The 23,405-nt window shown below is 57.8% G+C and carries 25 protein-coding genes; 4 read left to right on the top strand and 21 right to left on the bottom strand.

What is annotated here, in order from left to right; genetic code table 11:
* Positions 1–72 precede the first annotated feature (72 nt).
* Positions 73–381, top strand: coding sequence for a DUF485 domain-containing protein (locus LINBF2_RS11575; protein WP_104797063.1), 309 nt, complete (start codon positions 73–75; stop codon positions 379–381).
* Positions 378–2,171 (top strand): cation acetate symporter, encoded by a 1,794-nt coding sequence (locus LINBF2_RS11580; RefSeq protein ID WP_104797064.1) that lies wholly within the window; start codon positions 378–380, stop codon positions 2,169–2,171. Before LINBF2_RS11575 ends, LINBF2_RS11580 begins: the two co-directional genes overlap by 4 nt.
* 201 nt (positions 2,172–2,372) lie before the next feature.
* Here LINBF2_RS11580 and LINBF2_RS11585 read toward each other — a convergent pair whose 3' ends face one another.
* From LINBF2_RS11585 to LINBF2_RS11620, 8 genes are all read right to left on the bottom strand, one after another.
* On the bottom strand, positions 2,373–3,029 hold the full coding sequence (locus LINBF2_RS11585) for a 3'-5' exonuclease (protein WP_281889047.1): 657 nt from the start codon (positions 3,027–3,029) through the stop codon (positions 2,373–2,375).
* A complete protein-coding gene (locus LINBF2_RS11590; protein ID WP_281889049.1) occupies positions 3,029–4,846 on the bottom strand; it encodes a DUF294 nucleotidyltransferase-like domain-containing protein in 1,818 nt (605 codons plus the stop codon). Before LINBF2_RS11590 ends, LINBF2_RS11585 begins: the two co-directional genes overlap by 1 nt.
* A gap of 27 nt (positions 4,847–4,873) precedes the next feature.
* Positions 4,874–5,506, bottom strand: coding sequence for a 2-hydroxychromene-2-carboxylate isomerase (locus LINBF2_RS11595; RefSeq protein WP_281889051.1), 633 nt, complete (start codon positions 5,504–5,506; stop codon positions 4,874–4,876).
* Positions 5,507–5,565: 59 nt separating this feature from the next.
* Complete coding sequence (locus LINBF2_RS11600; RefSeq protein WP_281889053.1) at positions 5,566–5,835, bottom strand: DUF1289 domain-containing protein; 270 nt, start codon at positions 5,833–5,835, stop codon at positions 5,566–5,568.
* 27 nt (positions 5,836–5,862) lie between these two features.
* The gene (locus LINBF2_RS11605) at positions 5,863–6,771 is read right to left on the bottom strand and encodes a hydroxymethylglutaryl-CoA lyase (RefSeq protein WP_281891333.1); all 909 of its coding nucleotides are present in this window, start codon (positions 6,769–6,771) and stop codon (positions 5,863–5,865) included.
* An 8-nt stretch (positions 6,772–6,779) separates the two neighbouring features.
* Entirely contained in the window at positions 6,780–8,813 is a 2,034-nt protein-coding gene (locus tag LINBF2_RS11610) for an acetyl/propionyl/methylcrotonyl-CoA carboxylase subunit alpha (RefSeq protein ID WP_281889055.1), read from the bottom strand.
* A 67-nt stretch (positions 8,814–8,880) separates the two neighbouring features.
* A complete protein-coding gene (locus LINBF2_RS11615; protein WP_281889057.1) occupies positions 8,881–9,660 on the bottom strand; it encodes an enoyl-CoA hydratase/isomerase family protein in 780 nt (259 codons plus the stop codon).
* 12 nt (positions 9,661–9,672) lie between these two features.
* The gene (locus LINBF2_RS11620; RefSeq protein ID WP_281889059.1) at positions 9,673–11,280 is read right to left on the bottom strand and encodes a carboxyl transferase domain-containing protein; all 1,608 of its coding nucleotides are present in this window, start codon (positions 11,278–11,280) and stop codon (positions 9,673–9,675) included.
* 98 nt (positions 11,281–11,378) lie between these two features.
* Here LINBF2_RS11620 and LINBF2_RS11625 point away from each other — a divergent pair, with 98 nt between their 5' ends.
* Complete coding sequence (locus LINBF2_RS11625; protein WP_281889061.1) at positions 11,379–12,416, top strand: AraC family transcriptional regulator; 1,038 nt, start codon at positions 11,379–11,381, stop codon at positions 12,414–12,416.
* A gap of 28 nt (positions 12,417–12,444) precedes the next feature.
* Complete coding sequence (locus LINBF2_RS11630; RefSeq protein WP_281889063.1) at positions 12,445–13,119, top strand: NAD-dependent epimerase/dehydratase family protein; 675 nt, start codon at positions 12,445–12,447, stop codon at positions 13,117–13,119.
* A gap of 13 nt (positions 13,120–13,132) precedes the next feature.
* On the opposite strand, the gene LINBF2_RS11635 is transcribed toward LINBF2_RS11630, so the two are convergent.
* The 13 genes from LINBF2_RS11635 to gmhB all read right to left on the bottom strand — a co-directional run bounded on the left by LINBF2_RS11635 (position 13,133) and on the right by gmhB (position 23,402).
* Positions 13,133–13,798 (bottom strand): HAD family phosphatase, encoded by a 666-nt coding sequence (locus LINBF2_RS11635; RefSeq protein ID WP_281889065.1) that lies wholly within the window; start codon positions 13,796–13,798, stop codon positions 13,133–13,135.
* Between the two features lie 7 nt (positions 13,799–13,805).
* The gene (locus LINBF2_RS11640; protein WP_281889067.1) at positions 13,806–14,213 is read right to left on the bottom strand and encodes a YchJ family metal-binding protein; all 408 of its coding nucleotides are present in this window, start codon (positions 14,211–14,213) and stop codon (positions 13,806–13,808) included.
* A gap of 7 nt (positions 14,214–14,220) precedes the next feature.
* Complete coding sequence (locus tag LINBF2_RS11645; protein ID WP_281889069.1) at positions 14,221–15,099, bottom strand: cupredoxin family protein; 879 nt, start codon at positions 15,097–15,099, stop codon at positions 14,221–14,223.
* Between the two features lie 68 nt (positions 15,100–15,167).
* The gene (locus LINBF2_RS11650; protein ID WP_281889071.1) at positions 15,168–16,298 is read right to left on the bottom strand and encodes an acyl-CoA dehydrogenase family protein; all 1,131 of its coding nucleotides are present in this window, start codon (positions 16,296–16,298) and stop codon (positions 15,168–15,170) included.
* 36 nt (positions 16,299–16,334) lie between these two features.
* A complete protein-coding gene (locus tag LINBF2_RS11655) occupies positions 16,335–17,000 on the bottom strand; it encodes an SDR family oxidoreductase (RefSeq protein WP_281889074.1) in 666 nt (221 codons plus the stop codon).
* A 9-nt stretch (positions 17,001–17,009) separates the two neighbouring features.
* A complete protein-coding gene (locus LINBF2_RS11660; protein WP_281889076.1) occupies positions 17,010–18,191 on the bottom strand; it encodes an acetyl-CoA C-acyltransferase in 1,182 nt (393 codons plus the stop codon).
* 48 nt (positions 18,192–18,239) lie between these two features.
* The gene (can, locus tag LINBF2_RS11665) at positions 18,240–18,908 is read right to left on the bottom strand and encodes a carbonate dehydratase (protein WP_281889078.1); all 669 of its coding nucleotides are present in this window, start codon (positions 18,906–18,908) and stop codon (positions 18,240–18,242) included.
* Between the two features lie 29 nt (positions 18,909–18,937).
* Positions 18,938–20,119 (bottom strand): isovaleryl-CoA dehydrogenase, encoded by a 1,182-nt coding sequence (locus LINBF2_RS11670; RefSeq protein ID WP_281889080.1) that lies wholly within the window; start codon positions 20,117–20,119, stop codon positions 18,938–18,940.
* A 17-nt stretch (positions 20,120–20,136) separates the two neighbouring features.
* A complete protein-coding gene (locus tag LINBF2_RS11675; protein ID WP_281889082.1) occupies positions 20,137–20,568 on the bottom strand; it encodes a PaaI family thioesterase in 432 nt (143 codons plus the stop codon).
* Positions 20,565–20,996, bottom strand: a complete 432-nt coding sequence (locus LINBF2_RS11680) for a MerR family DNA-binding transcriptional regulator (protein ID WP_104797079.1) — start codon at positions 20,994–20,996, stop codon at positions 20,565–20,567. The genes LINBF2_RS11675 and LINBF2_RS11680 overlap by 4 nt, the downstream gene beginning before the upstream one ends.
* A 60-nt stretch (positions 20,997–21,056) precedes the next feature.
* Positions 21,057–22,052, bottom strand: a complete 996-nt coding sequence (locus LINBF2_RS11685) for a SprT family zinc-dependent metalloprotease (RefSeq protein ID WP_281889085.1) — start codon at positions 22,050–22,052, stop codon at positions 21,057–21,059.
* 10 nt (positions 22,053–22,062) lie between these two features.
* On the bottom strand, positions 22,063–22,809 hold the full coding sequence (locus LINBF2_RS11690; RefSeq protein WP_281891334.1) for a lysophospholipid acyltransferase family protein: 747 nt from the start codon (positions 22,807–22,809) through the stop codon (positions 22,063–22,065).
* Complete coding sequence (gene gmhB / locus LINBF2_RS11695) at positions 22,809–23,402, bottom strand: D-glycero-beta-D-manno-heptose 1,7-bisphosphate 7-phosphatase (RefSeq protein ID WP_281889087.1); 594 nt, start codon at positions 23,400–23,402, stop codon at positions 22,809–22,811. The genes LINBF2_RS11690 and gmhB overlap by 1 nt, the downstream gene beginning before the upstream one ends.
* Positions 23,403–23,405 lie beyond the last annotated feature (3 nt).

A 23,405-nucleotide genomic window follows, 5' to 3' on the forward strand; every position in this document is an offset into this window, starting at 1 on the left:
TCTACACAATGGCTAAGTCAACGAAGGAAGCATCCTTCTTGCGTTTTTTTATAACCCAAATGGAAGATAACAATGAGTGATCCAGTGGTCGACAAGATCCAGAACCACCCGAAATACAAAGAACTGCGCGCCAAGCGTGGTGGCTTCGGTTGGTTCCTCGCCGTGTTGATGTTGGTCGTGTACTACGGCTACATCGCATTGATTGCATTTAACAAACCTTTCCTCGCACAACCTATCGGTGCAGGCGTAACCACTGTAGGTATTCCATTGGGCATGGGCGTGATCATTTTCACCATCGTGATCACCGGCATCTATGTGAACCGCGCGAACAGCGAATACGACACGTTGACCAAGGAAATCTTGGAGGACGCAACCAAATGAAAAAAATCTCCACACTCTTAGGCGCTTGTCTGGCGCTGGCGGCAGGCTCAGCCTTCGCAGCAGGTGCTGACCTGGGTGAAACCACCAAGCAAGCCACCAACTGGACTGCCATCGTCATGTTCGGCGCATTCGTCATTGCCACGTTGGGCATCACGAAATGGGCTGCTGCCAAAACCAAATCTGCTGCTGACTTCTACACAGCGGGTGGCGGCATCACGGGCTTCCAAAACGGCTTGGCGATTGCGGGCGACTACATGTCGGCCGCTTCGTTCCTCGGCATTTCCGCTGCTGTGATGGCATCGGGCTATGACGGCTTGATCTACTCCATCGGCTTTCTGGTCGGCTGGCCTGTGATCACCTTCTTGATGGCCGAGCGTCTGCGCAACTTGGGCAAATTCACGTTTGCCGACGTGGCAGGCTACCGCTTCGCTCAAACCCCGATCCGCGCCTTTGCTGCCTCTGGCACGTTGGTGGTGGTGGCTTTCTATTTGATCGCTCAAATGGTGGGCGCGGGCTCATTGATCAAACTGTTGTTCGGTTTGGACTACTGGATCGCCGTGGTGTTGGTCGGTGCATTGATGATGGTGTACGTGTTGTTCGGCGGCATGACTGCCACAACATGGGTGCAAATTATCAAAGCCATCATGCTGCTCGCCGGTGTGACCTTCATGGCCTTCATGGTCTTGGCGCAATTCGGTTTCAGCCCTGAAGCTTTGTTTGCCAAAGGCGTTGAAGTGAAAACAGCTTTGGCTGGCGTTGCCAAGGAAGCTGCCATTGCAGCGGCCACCGCCTCTGCAGCTGCCGCTGCCACACCTGAAGCCGCTGCTGCTGCCTCTGCTGCGTTGGACAAAGCCAATGCAACTGATGCCGCCAAAGTTGGCATGTCCATCATGGGCCCAGGCGGCTTCATCAAGGACCCGATCTCTGCCATTTCTTTCGGTATGGCTTTGATGTTCGGTACTGCTGGTTTGCCACACATCTTGATGCGCTTCTTCACGGTGCCTGATGCCAAAGAAGCTCGTAAATCTGTGTTCTGGGCAACCACATGGATTGGCTACTTCTACGTGTTGATTTTCATCATCGGTTTCGGCGCCATCACTTTGGTGATCACCAACCCTGAATTGAACGCACAACTCAAAGCCGGTGGCGCCAACATGGCGGCGGTGCTGGTGGCGAAGGCTGTTGGCGGCGACGTGTTCTTCGGCTTCATCTCTGCCGTGGCCTTCGCAACCATCTTGGCTGTGGTGGCTGGCTTGACCTTGTCTGGCGCATCTGCTGTGTCACACGACTTGTACGCGACGGTGTTCAAGAAGGGCAACGCTGACAGCGCGTCTGAATTGCGCGTGTCTCGCATCACCACCTTGGCGCTCGGCGTCGTGGCTGTGGTGTTGGGCATTGCGTTTGAAAAGCAAAACATCGCCTTCATGGTGGCCTTGGCTTTCGCGATTGCCGCGTCGGCTAACTTCCCTGTGTTGTTCATGTCTGTGCTGTGGAAAGATTGCACGACCAAAGGCGCCGTCATCGGTGGCTTCTTAGGTCTGATCTCTTCTGTGGCTTTGACCGTGGTGTCGCCTTCTGTGTGGGAAGCCGCACTGGGCAACCCAAAGGGTTCAGCATGGTTCCCTTATGCCTCACCTGCCTTGTTCTCGATGACCATTGGCTTCGTGGGCATCTGGTTGTTCTCCATCTTGGACAACAGCGAACAAGCCAAGAAAGAGCGCGCAGCGTTCGCCGCACAACAAGTGCGTTCGGAAACTGGCTACGGCGCTTCTGGTGCATCGGGTCACTAAGACCTTCTGCAACTGAGCCCTTCGGGGCTCAGGCCTTACGAAAACCGAGCATGCGTGCTCGGTTTTTTTATGTCGATTCTCTTTGCTTCTTTGGCTTAGGCGTGTGAGGTGGGGTAGGCGAATACGGCGCCATTCGTCGCGCAGCGATGTAAGCCGTGTCGCCTACCTCACCTCGCGCGCCAACGAAGGGAAGACAACAAATCAACCGCCCCGCAGTTGACGCAACTTAATGAACGCCATGGCAGCCATCACAGCGTCATTCAAAGCATCGTGCGCCTCACGCACAGGCAAATCCAAATCCGACATCAACGTAGCAAACCGCAAATCGATGTTGGGGTTGGTCTGCTGCTCATAAGGCAGCATCTGGCGAAACTTGTGGTCGTAGTACATCGCCGAGACTTCGATCTTGTGCTGTGGCAAGCCCTGACCCAAGAGCGGCCAAATGGCTCGGTTGAGCATGGCCACATCAAACTCTAAAAAGTAGCCCACCAAAGGACGGCTACCAATAAAGCGCATGAGCTGCTTCATGGCTTCATCTGCGGGCAAACCTTGGGCCACATCTTGGCCTCGCAAACGATGAATGCGCACGCTGTCAGCAGATACGCCGCGCTCGGGACGCACCAACACTTCAAAGCGTTCGCTGGTCATGATTTTGTTGCCCACGATGCGCACCGCGCCAATCGAAATAATTTCATCCGAGCTGACGTTCAAGCCCGTGGTTTCGCAGTCCAACGACACCCACTCATTGGGCGGTGGGGCGTCAAACATGAAACGAAACTCAGGCAAACCGAGGTGATAAATCAACCACTCGCGCTTGAGTGAGCGCCACCACTGCAAAGGAGAAAGAAACGAAATCATCACAGGGTGTCAAGTTTGAATCGGCTGCGCAACAAGGCTTTGAAATGCTTCACCACACCCAACGCGTCTTTGAGCAAATCGCGCTCCAAGGTCGAGAGTTTGCCGACGTTGACCAAGCCCGACACCTCGCGTTGTGTTTCCATTTCAGTCACGCCAGCTTTGAGCTTCAGGCCCATCAAGAAATGCAAGCTCTGCGTGAGGTCAGCACCCAGCGCCGGAGTGATGACGTTGCGCGCCACCAAGGTTTCGATGCGCGCCGTGGTGCTGGTCTCTTGCAAATGCTCGGCCAAGGCCAAGCTGCGCACGCCGTGCACCAACGGAAAGATGCCCTCTTTCTTGAGGTGCAAACCTTGTTGGTCATCCAGCCCTAGCAAACGGTTCCACCAGCCTTGGCTATTGCCAAAGGCGTCAATCGATGCGGCAAAGCGCGCCAACATGGCATCGTTATCTGTGGCCAAACGTTGCAACACGAGCTGCGCATCTTGCAACAGGTGCACATCGCCACACACGGCATGAGCATCTAAGAAGATGGCCAAATTCATCAAGCTGTTGGCATCGGGCATGAGCAACCACTGCTTCACCATCTGCCCAAAGTCATAGGCAGTCTTGCGCCACATGGGGTTGTTCACCATGATGTGACCCGGACACTCGGGATAACCAAAAGCCGTCAAAGCATTGGAGAAGTCTTGGCAAATCGCATCGAGGTTGTCGGGTGGCGTGTAGCCATCGCGCAAGATCAGGCCGTTGTCTTGATCGGTCTTGAGCAGCTGCTCGCCGCGCCCTTCGCTGCCCATCACAAACAAACAACTGTTGGCGACCAAATCTGCGGGCGCAATCAGTTGCCACGCACGCTCAAACAAACGCGCGTTCAGATCTTGCACCAAACGCGCAATCAAACTCACACGTGTGCCACTGCGGTACAGCGTGGTGACCATGCGGGTGATCTGCGTGGCCGCTTGCGCCAAGCCGTCGATGTCGGTGGCCGCTTCGACCTGCACCGTGATGAGGTGGGAGTGGTTGGACAAGAAGCTGAACAAATCCAAGGCCTCCAACACGCCCACGACATGGTCGTCCATCACGACCAAGCGGTGCACACGGTGACGTTGCAACAGGGCCAAGGCATCGCCCACTTGGTCAGACGGACGCACGGCAATGATTTGGAAGTTGGCGAGGTCACCTATTTTTTGCTGCTCTAGCGGCGTACCGTTCAAGATGGCGCGCTGCAAGGTCGAAGCGGTAAACACGCCCACGCGATCTGGCGTGACACTGCGGTCACGGACCAATACACACTTGGTGCGCTTCGCTTGCATCACCTTCACCACCGACACCACATCAGCATCCATTTCCACGAAATGCGCCGGGCGCACAAAGGCTTCGTCCACCCGCGACAGCGTGAGTGACTGCAACTCGTGTTGGCTTTGTCGTTGCGACAGCGCGGTGAGTTTGTTGCTCAGGTCCGAAAACAGCAAGGCACCAAAGGTGGCGTTGCTGGCAATCAAATCGGTCACGGTTTTGCGTGCCAACTGATAGGCCACCACCTCTTCTTGCGCCACAAATTTGTCGCTGGTTTTACCCGCCACCAAACCGCGACCATCAAAGGTGTCGTCGGGCCCGTACGTGGTGATGACTTCGTCGCCGTCGTACTGCGTGACAAAGCCTTTGATGATGACAAACAGGTGCGTGGGCGCGGTGCCCACCTCCAGAATCACGTCCCCTTCGGGGTGATAGACCACGTCCACACTGTCGCGCACCAAGCGCTGTTGGTCAGGCGTTAAGCAGTCAAACGGGGAGGCAGAGAAATTAAAAGCGTTGGGCATAAGGCATTGTCAGGGCAATGCCCTGATTCAACGCTTGACGCCTTGCTGGATGCTTGCAGCGGCATCCCAGGCGTGGTCAAACCATTGATCTCCATCAAGGTAGGCCCGCATCATAGGCAAGGCATCCAAGCCCCAGAACACTTTGTCATCGACACAGAAAGTAGGCACGCCAAACACGCCACGCGCGATGGCCTCTTCGGTGTTGGCTTTGAGCTGCTCTTTCACCTCTGGCGCGTCGACTGAGCGTTGAGGTCCGAGTTGTTGCGTCAAGGCCTGCAAGCGCTGAGCATCATCGGCAGGTGCACCGCCCTGCCACACGTGTTTGAAGATGGTTTCGCACACATAGCGGTTGGACTCGCCATCAGAGCTGCAGGCCACAGCCAAACGCAACAAGGACAACGGATTGAATGGGTGCGATTGAGGCATGTCCATCGCCACGGCGAGTTGCTTGGCTTGCCACAGCACTTGGCGATACGTCCACTCACGCTTACCTGGAATTTCAGCGGGTCCAAGTTGTCCGTTGTGTTTGAGCATCGCTGCAAACAACACCGGCTTGTAAACCATGCGATGGCTCACGCCCATCAGGCTTTTGGGCAAAGCCTCAAACGCGAGGTAGGCATAGGGCGAAATGAAATCGAGGTAGCAGGTGATGGTTTTCATGGCAGACGTCTTTAGATGTTCAAGGCCTCGTCACGCAAGGGGACATGACGGAGCACGAATTACGAAGCCGCATGTGCAGCCAAACGCTCTCCAATAAGCTGCCATACCACGCGCTTATCATCGGCCGCGCGTTGTGCCCATCCACCAATTTCATCTAGCGTGCGCCAACAACCCTGGCAGAAGGTGGTGTCATCCGACATGCGGCAAATAGAGATACAGGGAGATGGCGGCGCCTCGGTGCTTTGCAGCACGCGCTTAGCCTGCGCGCTCAAGCGCAAGTCAGCCGGCGTGAGGCCTTGAGGTTTGGGGGTGAGTTCGCTTCCACACATGGGAGCATTGTCAGCGAACGTCGCCTCTCAAGCCGCGCGTTTGTTCAAAACCGCGCGTGAGACGAGGGAATTGGGCTTGCGCCCCAAGGCCTCGCTAATGAACACGCCAGCGTCAATCAGCTTGTCCAAATCAATGCCCGTCTCAATGCCCATGCCGTGCATCATGTAGACCACATCTTCGGTGGCCACATTACCCGTGGCGCCTTTGGCATAAGGGCATCCACCGAGACCCGCCACTGACGATTGGAAATTCCACACACCGACTTGCAATGCTGCCAGCGTGTTGACCAACGCTTGGCCATAGGTGTCATGAAAATGGCCCGACACATCGTTGAGCGCGTAGTGTTTCAGCGTGGCTTCTAATGCCGCTTGCACCTTGCGCGGCGTGCCCACACCGATGGTGTCCGCCACGTCCACACGCTGAATGCCTATGCCCTTCATAAGGCCCGCGAGGTAGCCCACGCGCTCAGGCGAAATCTCGCCCTCATAAGGGCAGCCCACGGTGCAACTCATCGCGCCACGCACAGCGATGCCCGCGTCGCGTGCGGCTTTGACCACGGGCGCGAATCGCTCAATGCTTTCAGCAATCGAGCAGTTGATGTTCTTTTGGCTAAAGGCTTCGCTAGCGGCACCAAACACCACAATTTCATCGGGCTTGGTTTTAAGCGCAGCCTCAAAGCCTTGCAAATTGGGTGTGAGCACCGAGTAGCGCACACCGGCATCGCGATGAATGCCCGCCATCACCTCGGCGTTGTCCGCCATTTGTGGCACCCATTTGGGCGACACAAAACTGGTGACTTCAATCTCTTTCAGCCCCGCCGCTTGCAAGCGATGCACCAGCTCAACCTTGACGGCAGCGGGCACGGGTTGCTTTTCGTTTTGCAGGCCGTCGCGGGGACCGACATCAATCAGCTTGACGCGACGTGGCAAATTCATGGACATGGTTAAACCTTCAATTTCAAAAGCTCTTCGCCTTCGGCCACTTGGTCACCCGGCGCATAGAGCAGCTCCAACACTTCACCATCCGCAGGTGCGGCGATGGTGTGCTCCATTTTCATCGCTTCCATGACCGCCAACGGCTGACCGGCCTTGACTTTGTCACCTGCGGCAACCGCAAACGACACCACCTTGCCGGGCATGGGCGCTGTCAAGCGGCCGCCGGCCTCTTGCGCTTCGCCGGCATGGGCCAAAGCGTCGACCACTGTGATGCGTGTGGCGCCTTGGGGCGCAAACACATGGGCCACATCGTCGTGGCCTTGCGCTTCGTGGAACACCTGCACGCGGGCTGTGTGTCCCGCAAAGCTGATGTGCAAGGCATCGCCATCTGCGCGATAGGTCAGGTCGCCTTGCGCATCATTTACTTGCAACTGCAAGCTGCCGTCATGTGCGTAGGTCAGCAGCGCATTGTGTGTATCGCCATGAAACACAAAACCAAAGTTCCGCGTGGCCACGCCGTAAGCACGCCAGCCATCACGGCTGCTGAATGGGTCGTTACCTTTCAAGGCTTCTTCGCGGTGCAGCGTGTTGGCCACCACCGAAGCAGCGGTGAGTGCCAAGCCCAAAGGCTCTTGCGTAAACAAGGCTTTTTCTTCACGTTGAATCAAAGCGGTGTCGAGCTTGGCCGTGGCGAATGAATCGGTGCGGATGATGTGGCGCAAGAACTGCACATTGGTCGTCAAGCCAACAATGCGGGTTTGCGACAAGGCTTCGTCCAAACGCGCCAGCGCTTGCTCACGCGTGTCGCCGTGCACGATGAGCTTGGCCACCATCGAGTCGTAAAACGGGCTGATGCTGTCACCTTCGCGCACGCCGTCGTCAATGCGGATCGCGGCACCTGCGCCACTCGTGCTCGGGATTTCAAAGCTGCTGCACGCAGGCTTGCGGTACACCGCCAAAGTGCCTGTGGCTGGCAAGAAATTGTTGTCAGGGTTTTCAGCACAAATGCGTGCTTCGATGGCGTGACCATGAATACGCAAATCGCTTTGCTGCAAAGGCAGCGGCTCGCCGCTGGCCACGCGCAGCTGCCACTCCACCAAGTCGAGACCAGTGATGGCTTCGGTCACGGGGTGCTCTACCTGCAAACGCGTGTTCATCTCCATGAAGAAAAACTTCATGGACTCGGGCTTGTCATACGCCGTTTGCTCCACGATGAATTCCACCGTGCCTGCGCCCACGTAGTTCACTGCTTTGGCGGCGGCTACAGCGGCCTCGCCCATTTGTTTGCGCAGCGCTTCGGTCATGCCGGGCGCTGGGGCTTCTTCCAACACCTTTTGGTGGCGGCGCTGCACAGAGCAATCGCGCTCAAACAAATACACGCAGTTGCCATGTGTATCGCCAAACACTTGAATTTCGATGTGGCGCGGGCGTTGCACGTATTTCTCGATCAACACCGCGTCATCGCCAAAGCTGTTGATGGCTTCGCGTTTGCAACTGGCCAATGCATCGGCAAACTCGGCGCTGCTGTTGACCACGCGCATGCCTTTGCCGCCACCGCCTGCGCTGGCTTTGATGAGCGCGGGGTAGCCTATTGCGTCGGCTTCGCGTTGCAGCAACGCAGGGTCTTGGTCGGCTGCGTGGTAGCCGGGAACCAAGGGCACGCCTGCTTTTTCCATCAGTTGTTTGGATTCGGCTTTCAAGCCCATCGCCAAAATGGCAGAGGCTGGTGGGCCAATGAACACAAGGCCTGCGGCGGCACATGCTTTGGCGAAGTCTTCGTTCTCACTCAAAAAGCCGTAGCCTGGATGCACCGCTTGTGCGCCTGTGTCTTTGGCCGCTTGCAAGATGCGCTCCCAGCGCAAGTAGCTGTCTTTGGGGGCGCTGCCACCGATGTGCACGGCTTCGTCGCACACCTGCACATGTTTGGCTTGTGCGTCGGCATCCGAATACACAGCCACGGTTTTGATGCCCATGCGGCGGGCAGTAGCGGCAACACGGCAGGCGATTTCGCCACGGTTGGCGATGAGGATTTTTTTAAACATGACGGTGTGTCTTTCTAAATTCAAGGCAAGGCGTGAAATTGCGAAGGGTCAAGCGATGTAGGTCACGTCAAAGTAGCCAATTGGGTTTGCGCTTTTGCAAGAACGACTGCACGCCCTCTTTGCCTTCCGCGCTTGAACGGATGTCGGCAATACCCGCCACGGTGTGCGCTACCAAGGCGTCGTCAATCTCACGCTCGGCCACGTCTTGCACCAAGCGTTTACAGGCACGCACGGCGTTGGGGCTGGCACTAACCAAGGCACCGGTCAGCTCGGCCACTTTGGCGTCCAGTGCATCGGCAGCCACCACTTCGTGCACCAAGTCAATGCGATGCGCTTCGGGCGCGCTGAAACGCTCGGCTGTTAAGAAGTAGCGGTGCGACGCACGCGCACCCATCGCGCGAATCACGTATGGGCTGATGGTGGCAGGAATGAGACCTAGCTTCACTTCGCTCAAGCAGTAAGTCGCAGTGTCCACACTCACCGCCATGTCGCACGCAGCGACCAAGCCCACGCCACCCGCAAACACATCGCCTTGCACGCGGGCGATGGTGGGCTTGGGGCATTCGTAAATCGCACGCAGCATGGCAGCGAGCTGGCCTGCGTCGGCGAGGTTTTCGTCGCGCGTGTAGTCGGCCATGCGGCGCATCCAGTTCAGGTCAGCACCTGCGCAAAACGCGGGACCTTCTGCAGCTAGCACTACGCAGCGCACATCGGCGGCATGACCTGCGTCGATGAATGCGGCTTTCAACTCCGCAATCACTTCGTCGTTGAAGGCGTTGCGTACGTCGGGGCGACTGAGGGTGATGGTGCGAATCGCACCTTGATTGGTAATGGTGAGCGCGCTCATATCAATCCCCCATCACATGCGGAACAAACCAAACTTGGTCTCAGGGATGGGCGCATTCAACGACGCGCTCAAGCCCAAAGCCAACACGCGACGGGTGTCTGCGGGGTCAATCACGCCGTCGTCCCACAAGCGTGCCGTGGCGAAGTAAGGGTGGCCTTGCTCTTCGTATTGTTGGCGAATCGGGTCTTTGAAGGCTTGCTCTTCTTCGGCGCTCCATTGGCCGCCTTTGCCTTCAATGCCATCACGCTTGACCGTGGCCAACACGCTGGCCGCTTGCTCGCCGCCCATGACGGAGATACGTGCGTTTGGCCACATCCACAAAAAGCGCGGGCTGAACGCACGACCACACATGCCGTAGTTGCCTGCGCCAAAACTGCCACCGATGATGACGGTGAATTTCGGGACCGCCGCAGTGGCCACGGCCGTGACCATCTTCGCGCCGTTGCGTGCAATGCCCTCGTTCTCGTACTTACGGCCCACCATGAAGCCGGTGATGTTTTGCAAGAACACGAGCGGGATTTTGCGCTGGCAACACAGCTCGATGAAGTGCGTGCCTTTCAAAGCCGACTCGCTGAACAAGATGCCGTTGTTGGCGATGATGCCCACCGGCATGCCTTCGATGCGGGCAAAGCCGCACACCAATGTCGTTCCAAAACGCGCTTTGAATTCGTCAAACTCTGACGCGTCCACGATGCGCGCAATGATTTCGCGCACGTCAAAGGGCTTGCGTGTGTCGGTGGGGATGACACCATACAACTCTTGCGCGTCGTACTTCGGTGGCACAGGCGCGTGCGTGGCAATGTTGGGGTGCTTTTGCGCGTTGAGGCTTTTCACGCATTGGCGTGCCAGCGCCAGCGCATGCACATCGTTTTGCGCGAGGTGATCGGCCACACCTGACAGACGGGTGTGCACATCGCCACCGCCTAGGTCTTCGGCCGTCACCACTTCACCAGTGGCTGCCTTCACCAAAGGCGGCCCGCCCAAAAAGATGGTGCCTTGGTTTTTCACAATGATGGTTTCATCGCTCATGGCCGGCACATACGCGCCACCTGCGGTGCAGCTGCCCATCACCACCGCGATTTGCGCCAACCCTTGGGCGCTCATATTGGCCTGGTTAAAGAAGATGCGACCAAAGTGGTCGCGGTCAGGAAACACCTCGTCTTGGTTGGGCAAATTGGCGCCCCCCGAGTCCACCAAGTAAATGCATGGCAAGTTGTTTTGCTGCGCAATTTCTTGCGCACGCAAATGCTTCTTCACCGTGAGCGGGTAATACGTGCCGCCTTTGACGGTGGCGTCGTTGCACACAATCATGCAGTCCACACCGCTGACGCGGCCGATGCCCACGATCAAGCCAGCGCACGGTGCGTCGTTGTTGTACATGTTGAGCGCAGCGAGTGGGGCCACTTCTAAAAATGGTGTGCCGGGATCAAGCAGCATTTGCACGCGGTCGCGGGGCAGCAGCTTGCCGCGTGCGGTGTGTTTGGCACGTGCAGCCTCGCCGCCACCGACGGCAATTTTTTCGAGATGGGCTTTGAGGTCGTCTACCACGGTGCGCATGGCAGCGGCATTGGCCGCAAAGTCGGCGGAGCGTGGGTTGAGCTGGGAATGCAAAACAGTCATCGTGTTTTTCCTTGAAAGGCGTTGTGGCCAAGCTTAGGCCGTTTGCGGCCACGCCATGCGTCAGATGGGTTGCAAATCCTGCCACAATGAGGCTTCTTATGGTTAGTCCTAACCCCACCTCCGAAACTGCGCCTGCACTGGGCCGCGCGGAAACGCCGATCGCATTTATTCAAGCCATTACCGCTGCTTACGCACAGCGCGACTTGCGCGTGGACGACGCACTGAAGAAGGCACAAATCGAGCCAAAACTTCTCAAGAAAAACAGTGCCCGCGTGACCGCCATGCAGATGGAGTTGATGTCGGGCATCGCCATGCAAGAGCTGGATGACGAAGGCCTAGGTTGGTTCAGCCGCCGCTTGCCGTGGGGCAGCTATGGCATGTTGGTGCGCGCCTCGCTCACCTCGCCCACGTTAGGCGTGGCATTGAATCGTTGGTGCAGGCACCACGGACTGTTGACCGACGACATTCGCCTGAGCTTGACCGAGCGCAACGGCGTGGCCACTTTGCAACTGGATGAGGTGCGGGACCTCGGTGTGTTCCGTGAGTTTTGCGTGGTCTCGGTGCTGCGCAATGCGCTGGGTGTGGCCTGTTGGCTGACCGATTCACGCATCCCGCTCACCGCCACGCACTTGGGCTTTGCACCACCCGCACATGCCGACAGCTACCGCGTGTTGTTTGATGGCCCTACGCACTTCCATGCGACGGCCAACTGTTTGCAGTTTGATGCGGGCTACTTGGCACTGCCCGTGCGCCGCGACGAAGCCGCCCTGCAACAGATGTTGGAACGCGCCTTGCTGCTGACCGTTCGCCCTTATCGACGTGACCGTTTGTTGGTGGAGAAAGTCCGCCAAGCCTTGGCCCAACACCCCGAGCACAGCCGCAACGCGGATGACTTGGCGGCATGGCTGAACATGTCGGCCCGCACCCTGCACCGCCAACTGCAGGAAGAAGGCGCGAGCTTGCAAGAACTCAAAGACAGCGTGCGTGAACAACGCGCACGCACACTGCTGCTGCGCACCCGCAAGCCGCTCAAGCAAATTGCCAACGAGGTGGGGTTCTCGAATGAAAAGAGCTTCATTCGCGCATTCAAAACGTGGACAGGGCAAGCGCCTGAAGCGTTCCGGCACAAAGCCTAATTTTGGGCAACTATCAAAAGGAACTGTGATGAAAGTATTGATTTTTGGCGCCAGCGGGATGGTGGGACAAGGTGTTTTGCGTGAATGCCTGACAGCCCAGGATGTACACCAAGTCGTGACCGCTGGACGCACACCACTGGCGCAAACACACCCAAAACTTCAGCAACTGATCCTTGCCGATCTGATGCAACTGGACACACACGCACACGAGCTGCAAGGTATTGATGCCTGCTTTTTTTGCTTGGGCGTGTCATCTTCAGGCATGACCGAAGATGCGTATGCACAGGTGACGCACACACTCACACTGCATGTGGCTGGTCTGCTTGCGCAACTGAACCCCAACATGACGTTCACGTATGTCTCTGGCACCGGCACCGACAGCAGCGAACAAGGCGCCAGCATGTGGGCACGCATCAAAGGCAAAACAGAAAACGACTTGCAGAAACTGCCATTTCAAAGCGTGTATTTGTTTCGCCCAGGCCTCATTCAACCCTTGGATGGCATTCAATCCAAAACACCGCTTTACCAGTGGTTTTATCGGGTGACGAATCCGTTTCTGTCATTGATACGACGCTTCGCACCCAACGCCATCGTGACCACCGCAGATGTGGGCCAAGCCATGCTCAATGCCGCGCGACAAAACAAGGGGCGCGTGGTGGTCGAGGCGAAAGACATCATCGCCTTGGCTCAGCAGCAGGGCTGAGCGTCCACACACCTCAGGCGAGGCTGCTCAATGACGGCAAACGTAAGTCGTTCATGTGGGCAAACACATGCTTGGCGCCCGCTTGCACCAGCACATCAGTGGGTGCAAGCGGCGGCGCATAGGCCCACACCGTCGCGCCCGCAGCCACCCCCGCCGTGATGCCTACGGATGTGTCTTCCACCACCAAGCAGCGCGCAGGGTCAACTTGCAAATGCGCAGCCGCGGCCAAGTACACATCAGGGAAAGGTTTGCTGCGTGGCATTTCATGGCCGCTGAAAATTCGACCTTCAAAAAACTGCGCAAGGTCCACACGCTGCAACATCATCTCGACTTTGTAACGGTCTGCACCAGAAGCCACGGCAATGCGCCCCTCACAGCGCTCATGCAGATGACGCACAGCATCGTGAATGCCGTCGATGGCAGTGATGTCGCTTTCTAGGCGAAGGTTGCGGCGGCGATAGAACTCATCCATGAACGCATCGGTCAGTGGCTTGCCTGTGTGACGTTCAATCAAGTCAGCGCGGCTGCGCACGGTGTGGCCTACAAAGTGCGCCATGCATTCGGCCAAGCTCAAGCGCCAGCCGTTTTCATCCAGCATATCGCGCAAGGCACCGCAGGTGATGGCTTCGCTGTCAACCAGCACGCCATCGCAATCAAACAAAACTGCTTCAAATGTCATGCGGGAATTATCCGCGCTGGTCACCATCGACATAAAACCAGCGGCCATCTTCGCGCACAAAGCGGCTGCGCTCGTGCAGGCGCACGGCGCGGCCATCCACGCGATAGCGCGCCACAAACTCCACCTCGGCCGTGTCAGCCCCTGTGACTTTGTGCTCGCGCACCTCCAGGCCTAACCACTTGGCGCCTGTATCGAAGTCGAGCGATGCAGGACGCGTGCTGCTGTGCCACGTGGCAAGCAAATAGTTGGCTTGCTCGCGCACAAACGCGCTGTAGCGCGAACGCATGAGGTGTTCGGCATCTGGGGCAGGTGTGGTGTCAAAGTGCGCCACGAAACGACCGCAGCAATCAACGTATGTCGCTGGACGTTTCTTGGTGTCGATGCGCCCGCAGGGGCAGGCAGCGCTGGCACGCATACCGGACTCAGGGCAATACTGAAATCGTGCCGCGCATGCCCGCGTCATAGTGACCGGGCTCAAAGCACGCGATGTGTAGCACGCCAGCATCGGTAAACGTCCACACCAATTCACCTTGAGCGCCCGCATCCACGCTGACCGCGTTGCTGTCATGGTGGTGGTGTGCTGCGCTTGGCGTTTTCATTTCCGCCGCATGGGCTTTCAACTCAGCTTCCGTGCCGATGATGAACTCGTGGCGCACCTTGCCGGCATTGACCAACTGGATGCGCACCGTTTCGCCTGATGTGACTTGCCAATTCGCTGGGGTGAAGCGCATGTCATCACTCATCGTCACGGTGATGGTGCGTGTGACGGGAGGTGTGCTGACGTCACTGCCATGCGCATGTGCTTCTGCCTTTTGTGCTTCAGCCGTGCCATGAGAGTGGCCATGATCATCCGCAGGGTGCCCTGTCAGTTGAGACCACGCCAACGCCGAAGCTCCAGAGACCACTGCAATCGAAAACAAGGCATAGGTGATCAAGCGGTTCACCGACATGCGCGTGCGCCAATCCATGTAGTACATGGCCAACAAACTCAAGGTGAAGCCCAAAGGCACCACCCACAAGCTGCGGTCAGGCGAATCAGGAAAGTGTTGCAAGCCACCCGTGAAGAAGCCCAGGCCGATGGACGACACAATGCCCACGCCCAACACATCGGCCCAACTTTGACGCTGAGCGTCTTGCACACGCATCTCCAACCACGAGCCTAACAAGTAAAAACACACACCGAATAAGGCGGTGATGACCGAGCGCGTTTCGCTGAACATGCCGTGATTCACAGCACCAGCGATGAAACTGATACCACCGTACTTGAGCAACGTGGCGGTGTGGTTGGTAGCAAAGGACATGGGCAACTCCGTTTTTAAACTGGCGCCATTGTCCTGCAGACCACCCCAGCCTTAGCTGGCATGGGGATTTAAGCCAAGGCGCGTTGGATGATGATTTTTTGCACGTCGCTGGTGCCTTCGTAAATTTGGCACACGCGCACGTCGCGGTAGATGCGCTCGACGGGGAAGTCGCTCACCACACCGTAGCCACCCAAGGTTTGAATGGCAACGCTGCACACCTGCTCTGCAGTTTCGCTGGCAAAGAGCTTGGCCATGGCCGCCTCTTTCAAACACGGCAAACATGCATCGCGCAAGCTGGCGGCGTGATACATGAGCTGACGTGCAGCTTCAAGCTGCGTGGCGCAATCGGCCAAGCGGAAACCCACGGCTTGGTGGTTGAAGATGGCGGTGCCAAAGCTCACGCGGTCTTTGCTGTATTGCAACGCCGCTTCAAACGCGCTGCGGGCCATGCCAATGCTTTGCGCGGCGATGCCGATGCGGCCGCCTTCCAAAGCAGACAGCGCGATCTTGTAGCCCTCGCCTTCCGTACCGATCAAGTTCTCGGCGGGGATGCGGCAGTTGTCAAAGTTAATTTGCGCGGTGTCGCTGCTGTGTTGGCCGAGCTTGTCTTCCAGGCGTGCCACTTGGTAACCCGGTGCGCTGGTGGGCACGATGAACGCGCTCATGCCTTTTTTGCCTGCGCCTTTATCGGTGACGGCAATGACGATGGCCACGTGGCCGTTTTTACCGCTGGTGATGAATTGCTTCACGCCGTTGATGACGTATTCGTCGCCTTCTTTGGTGGCGGTGGTACGCAGCGCGGAAGCGTCAGATCCAACGTGTGGCTCGGTCAAGCAAAACGCGCCGAGCATGTTGCCTTGCGCCAATTCGGTAAGCCATTGCTTCTTTTGCGCGTCGTTGCCGTAGCGCATGAGGATGGCGTTGACGGGACAGTTGGTCACGCTGATGGCGGTGCTGGTGCCACCATCGCCTGCGGCGATTTCTTCTAAAACAATGGCGAGCGTGGTGTAGTCCAAGCCAGCACCGCCCAAGTCTTCGGGCACGCAAATACCGTAAGCGCCGAGTGCGGCCAAGCCTTTGTGCACCTCGTGCGGAAAGGTGTGTTCTTTGTCCCACTTGGCGGCGTTGGGCCACAGCTCTTGCTGCGCAAAGTCGCGCACGGCATCGCGAATCATGGTTTGGTCGGGGGTGAGCAACATGGCTTTATCCGTTATGAAATGTGTGTGTGAAAGACATCACCAAGCAATGGTGCTGCCGTCGTAAGACAAAAACTGCCCAGCATTTTCGGGCTTGATGTGCGCCAGCGTTTGACGCATGCGCGTGACGGCTTGCTCTGGCGTGAGCGTGGCGTTGGCGCCGCCCATCTCAGTTTGCACCCAGCCTGGGTGCATCGCCACCATGCGTACACGTGGGTACTCGGGCTGCGAGGTGCGTACCACCATGTTGAGCGCGGCTTTGCTGATGCGGTACAGCGCCGCATCGCTGCTGCGAGTGCCTTGCAAGCTGCCCATCACGCTGCTAATGCAAGCGAACACGCCGTTGGCGGCTTCGACCATCGGCGCGACTTGCGGGATGACCATCATCGCGCCCATGACGTTGGTGTGCATGACGCGGTCAAACGCGTCTTGCGTGGGCGGGGTGTTGGCGGCGTTGTGGTCGATGACGCCCGCCACATACAAAGCGAGGTCTAGCTTTTCGCCATCGAGCATCCACTCGAACGAGGAGACGCTGATGGGGTTCGCCACATCGACGCGCAAGCACTGCGCGCCGAGAGCTTGAATGCGATCGCGCCCAGCATCGTCACGCGCGGTGGCAATGACGCGCCAGCCGTCCGCCACGTATTGGCGAACCAGCTCAAGCCCAATGCCGCGCGACGCGCCGATGATGAGTGCGGTTGGCATGACGAAAACTTAAACGAGTTCGAGTGCGACTGCGGTGCCTTCGCCGCCGCCGATGCAAAGCGTGGCCAAGCCTTTTTTCAGGCCGCGTGCTTTGAGTGCATGAATGAGCGTGACCATGATGCGCGCACCGGATGCGCCGATGGGGTGACCCAAAGCACATGCACCACCGTTGACGTTGACGATGTCGTGCGACACATTGAGTTCTTTCATCAAAGCCATGGGCACCACCGCGAAGGCTTCGTTGACTTCCCACAGGTCCACGTCTTCCACTTTCCAGCCGGCTTTGGCCAAGGCTTTTTGTGTGGCGCCGACGGGTGCAGTGGCAAACCATTCAGGTTCTTGCGCGTGGGTGGCGTGGCTGACGATGCGGGCCAATGGCTTGCAGCCCAACTTCTTGGCTGTGCTCTCGCGCATCAACACCATGGCTGCGCCACCGTCATTGATGGACGAGCTAGAGGCCGCCGTGATGGTGCCGTCTTTTTTGAACGCGGGCTTGAGCGAGGTGATTTTGTCGAGCTTGATTTTTCCTGGGCCTTCGTCAATCGACACCACGGTTTCGCCTGCACGGGTTTTCACAGTGACGGGCGTGATTTCTGTGGCGAAGGCACCGCTCTCGGTAGCGGCCTTGGCACGCTGCACGCTGGCCGTGGCAAATGCGTCTTGCTCGGCGCGTGTGAAGTTGTACTTGGCGGCGCAGTCTTCACCAAAGGTGCCCATGCTGCGGCCTGGCTCGTAAGCGTCTTCCAAACCGTCGAGCATCATGTGGTCAAAGATGCGATCGTGGCCAATGCGATAGCCGCCACGGCCCTTGAGCATGAGGTAAGGTGCGTTGGTCATGCTCTCCATACCACCGGCCACCAACACATCGTGTGTGCCTGCAATCAACATGTCGTGCGCAAACATCGCCGCGCGCATGCCTGAGCCGCACATCTTGGACAGCGTGACAGCGCCAGCACTCTTGGGCAAACCGCCCTTGAACGCCGCTTGACGTGCAGGGGCTTGGCCTTGGCCTGCCATCAAGCAGTTGCCAAACAACACTTCAGTCACTAGCTCGGGGTTGATACCAGCACGCTCAACAGCAGCTTTGATAGCTGCACCGCCGAGGTCGTGCGCGGCAAGGCTAGAGAAGTCGCCTTGGAAGCTGCCCATGGGCGTGCGAGCGGCGCTGACGATGACGATAGGGTCGGACATGAATTTCTCCAAATGACAAAAAGAAAAATGCCGCGCCGACCCCGAGGGTCACGCGGCGGGAAGCATGCCACCACGGGGGTAGCGTTTGAAAGCGTTGCGGAACACATCGACCACTTCACCGGCATGGCTCATGGTCACACCGAGGTCTTTGACCAAGCCGTTGTCGAGGCCGTAAATCCAGCCGTGCACGGTCACCTTTTGGCCACGGCCCCACGCGTCTTGCATGACGTTGGACAAAGCAACGTTGCCGACTTGCTCAATGACGTTCATCTCACACATGACCGATTCAAGCTCGGCTTGTGGCAAATGATTGAGGCGTTGGCGATGGCGCAAGCGCACGTCTTGCACATGACGCAACCAGTTGTCAGCCAAGCCCACGCGTGTGCCGCGCGTCGCAGCGATCACGCCACCACATCCGTAATGGCCTACCACCATGATGTGTTCGACCTTCAGCGCATCAACCGCGTATTGAATGACCGACAAAGCGTTCAAGTCTGAATGCGCCACCACGTTGGCCACGTTGCGATGCACAAACACTTCACCCGGGTCAAGACCCGTGATTTGGTTGGCAGGCACGCGGCTGTCAGAACAACCAATCCACAAATACTTGGGGTTTTGCTGGTTGGCCAAGCGTGAGAAATACGCAGGATTCTCTTGAATCATGCGGTCCGCCCAAGCGCGGTTGTTATCGAAGAGGTGTTGCAGTGAATTAGTCATGCGTCAATTGTCGCAGTGGTGCTAATTCCTTAACAAGTTTCGGCGAATAGTTCGCGGCCAATCAACATGCGGCGAATTTCGCTGGTGCCTGCACCAATTTCGTACAACTTGGCGTCACGCCACATACGGCCCAGCGGGTATTCGTTGATGTAGCCGTTGCCGCCAAAAATTTGCACGCCTTCGCCTGCCATCCACGTGGCTTTTTCGGCAGTCCACAAAATAACGGAGGCACAGTCTTTGCGCACTTGGCGCACGTGGTCGGTGCCCAGTAAATCTAAGTTTTTTGCCACGGTGTAGGCAAAGCTGCGACCGGCTTGCAGCACGGTGTACATGTCGGCGACTTTGCCTTGGATGAGTTGAAATTCGCCAATGCTTTGGCCAAACTGCTTGCGGTCGTGAATGTAGGGGATGACGTTGTCCATCACCGATTGCATGATGCCCAAGGGGCCGCCAGTCAGCACGGCGCGTTCGTAGTCCAAACCGCTCATCAACACTTTGGCGCCCATGTTGAGGCCGCCCAAAATGTTGACCTCTGGTACTTCAACATTGTTGAACACCAGTTCACCTGTGTGGCTACCTCGCATGCCCAGCTTGTCGAGCTTTTGCGCGACGCTGAAACCTTTCATGCCCTTCTCGATCAAAAAAGCAGTCACACCGCGTGCACCCAACTCTGGCTCGGTCTTGGCGTAGACCACCAAGGTGTCAGCGTCGGGGCCGTTGGTGATCCACATCTTGCTGCCGTTGAGCAGGTAGTAGCCGCCTTTGTCTTCGGCTTTCAACTTCATGCTGATGACGTCAGAACCCGCGCCTGGCTCAGACATCGCCAAGGCGCCCACGTGTTCGCCGCTGATGAGTTTGGGCAGGTACTTGGCGCGTTGCGCTTCGGTGCCATTGCGATTGATTTGGTTCACGCACAAGTTGCTGTGTGCGCCGTAGCTCAGGCCCACGCTAGCAGAGGCGCGTGAGATTTCTTCCATCGCAATCATGTGCGCGAGGTAGCCCATGTTGGCGCCACCGTACTCTTCACCCACGGTGATGCCTAACACGCCGAGGTCGCCCATCTTGCGCCACAGGTCCATGGGAAATTGGTCGTCATGGTCGATCTGTGCAGCACGCGGTGCGATTTCGGCTTGTGCGAAGTCGCGCACGGCATCGCGCAGGGCATCGATATCTTCACCGAGTTGGAAATTGAGGCCGGGTAAGTTGTTCATGTTTATCTCCGATGGGCTTAATAGGTTTTGTTGACGGTGGCGAGGGTCTGCTGCATCAAAGCGCAGGGCGATTCGCCGCCGTTGTCGTCGAGGTGCACCACTTCAGCGGTGGTGATGATGAGGCGTTTGCCTGCACGCACCACATGACCGCGTGCGCGAAGCTCGCCGCCAGAGAAGGCTGCGAGGAAGTTGATCTTGTATTCCACCGTGGTCACCTCTTGGCCCTCTGCGGCCATCGTCAGACCTGCGTAGCCTGCCGCAATGTCAGCCAAGGCCCCCATGGCGCCACCGTGGTAGCCGCCTTGCTGCTGGGTGACGCGCTCGGAATAGGGCAACGCAATTTCCACTTCGCCGGGGGCCACAGAGACGATGCGCGCGCCGAGGTGCTGCATCATGCCTTGGCGCACAAAGCTGGCTTCAATGCGGGCGTGAAGTTCAGGATGTGTCATGCCTTGCTCGCTTTCACAGTCTTGGTCGTCTTGGCAGATTTCTCGCCTTGTTTGGCCAGCAAGGTGCGCGCTTCTTTTTCGTGCGCCTTCACCTCATCGAGGTTGGCCAATATTTCGGCCATTTGGGCTTCGAGTTCACGCTTGTGCGCGTCGAGCACGACCAAAAACTTTTGCAACTGTGGGCCGGTGTCGCGCGGACTGTCGTACATGTCGATCAAGTCTTTGGCCTCGGTCAACGACAGCCCTAAGCGCTTGGCGCGCAAGGTGAGCTTGAGGCGCGTGCGGTCGCGGTGGCTGTAGACACGGTTACGCCCGCCGGGGCCAGAGCGTTCGGGCTGCAACAGGCCCATGTCTTCGTAAAAACGGATGGCTCGCGTGGTGAGGTCAAACTCACGTGCTAAGTCGCTGATGGAATAGGTGGTCGCCATGATTTCCTTGTTTACGTTTACGTAAACGTCAATTATGACGGGAAATCTCCAAAAACTAAGTCAAGACCACGGAGGTAAGGGTTCATCCTTAAGAACACGCCTGCGCTGGGCATAGTCGGGCATGATGCTTTGCACGGTTTCCCAAAAGCGCGGGCTGTGGTCCATGACTCGCAAATGGCTGAGTTCGTGGGCCACCACGTAGTCGATCACGTCACGCTTGTGGTGCACCAAACGCCAATTGAGGCGAATGGCGCCATTGGCGCTGGCACTGCCCCAACGCGTGGCAGCGCTGCTGAGCGACACGCGCTGCCACTGCACGCCCAGCTGCGGCGCGTAGTGGTTGAGCCGCTCGACAAACAAGGCTTTGGCTTGGCGCATCAGCCAGGCTTGGACAGCGTCGCGGATTTGTGGGGGCTCGGCGTTGAGGGGGAGGCCCAGGCGCAGGGTGTGCGTGCCTGCGTCTGAGGGCTCAAACTGTGCGCTGTTCTTTTTGAGCGTGCTGCTTGAGTCGAGCACCACTTTGAGCTGATCGCCCAAATACGGCAACACCACGCCATCAGCCCACACGATACGCGCCGCACCGAGCTGCTGTTGGCGCTCTTGCATCTCCACCAGCTTGCGCGCAATCCAATCGGCTTTTTCGTGCAAGGCGGATTCCACCTCGCCCAGCGTGACCCAACGCGGTGCGCTGACCTCTAGGCCGTCGGGCCCAATCGCCATACCGATGGTGCGGCGCTTGCCACGTCGAAACGCATAGGCCACATCGGTGGTGCCGAGTTGAATGCGACGCGTGGCGCGCGGGTGCGCGTAATGCGCTTTGGGCAGCACCTGCCCCAAGGGTTCAGAGGGCAAATGTGGGCCGTGTAGCGCAGGCGTTGCTGGCAACGCGTTGGCATCGCGGTGCAAGCCGCCAAACAAGGTTTGCGGCTTGATGCGCTTGGGGGCTTTGGGTTGACGTTTTTTGGGGCTAGGCCGCTTGTCTGTGCCGAGACCTTGCAGGGCCTTGGCAGTGGCCCCGTCGAACATGTCGAGCACGAGTTGCAAGAAGCGGCTCATGCGTGCGGGCTCAGTGCTGAGCGACGTAGGCCTCGGGGTCGAGGCGGTGCATTTCAGACTCAATCCAAGCTTCGACTTCGCGCATCAACTCTTCCGCATCGCGACCAACGCTAGGAATCGGCTTGCCAATTGACACATCCACCACCCCGGAAGTCTTGACGAAGGCTTTGCGTGGCCAACATTTGGCTGATGTCACCGCAATTGGAATGACCGGTGCACCTGTGGCAATGGCCAAACGTGTGCCACCTGTTTTGTAGCTACCGCGCTCACCGCGAGGAATGCGCGTGCCTTCTGGAAACATGATGACCCACACGCCTTTATCGAGTAGCGCCTGGCCCTGCTCCACCACTTTGGCAAACGCTTTAGTGCGTTGGCTGCGATCGATGTGGATCATGTCCAAGCTGCCGATGGACCAGCCAAAGAACGGCACATACAGCAGTTCTTTTTTGAACACATAAGCCAAGGGGTGCGGCATGATGGCCGGCATCAAAAACGTCTCGTACGTGGACTGATGCTTGACCAACAAAATGGCGGGGCTGGTTTCGCCCACAGGCAAGTTTTCTTGGCCGTGCACTTGATAGCGAATGCCCATGAGGACGCGTGCAGCGTCGATGCTGAGCGTGAGCCACTTTTGTGCAAAGGCGTAACGCACGTTGCCCTTGGCGCCCAACAAACGCGCCAGCAAGATGAGCAAGGTGTACGGGATGACCGTGACAAACATGAACGCCATGTGCAGCGTTGAACGGAGCATGGCCATCATATGGGTGATCCTGCTTTGTTGGTTTTAGTGGCGGACTCTGATTGAGCCAGCAACCAGTCTGCAAACGCGCTGAGGTCAGCATGCGCCAACGTGCCTTGCGGAAAGTCAGCGGGCACGGCTTGACCTTTGAACTTGGCGCCTTTGCCTGTGTGCACCAAGTGCGTGGCGCAACCGACAGCAGCACCTGCTTGCAAATCGCGCAGCGAATCGCCCACGGTGTGCACGCCCTTGAGATCCATGCCGTAGCGCTCGCCGATTTGCTCAAACAAGCCGGGCAAGGGCTTGCGGCAGTTGCATGTTTCTTCGGGGCTGTGCGGACAATAAAACACAGCATCGATGCGGCCACCTGCAGCCGCCAAGAGCTTGTGCATCTTGGTGTGCATGGCATTCAAAGCGGCCACATCAAACAAACCACGACCCAAGCCGGATTGGTTGGATGCGACCACCACATGCCAGCCCGCATGGTTCAAACGCGCAATCGCTTCGAGTGCATCTGGCAGTGGGATCCATTCATCGGCCGACTTGACGTAGTCGTCGCTGTCTTGGTTGATGGTGCCGTCGCGGTCGAGGATGACGAGTTTGGTTTGCATGGC

This window comes from Limnohabitans sp. TEGF004, assembly GCF_027924965.1.
Classification (GTDB): Bacteria; Pseudomonadota; Gammaproteobacteria; order Burkholderiales; family Burkholderiaceae_C; genus Limnohabitans.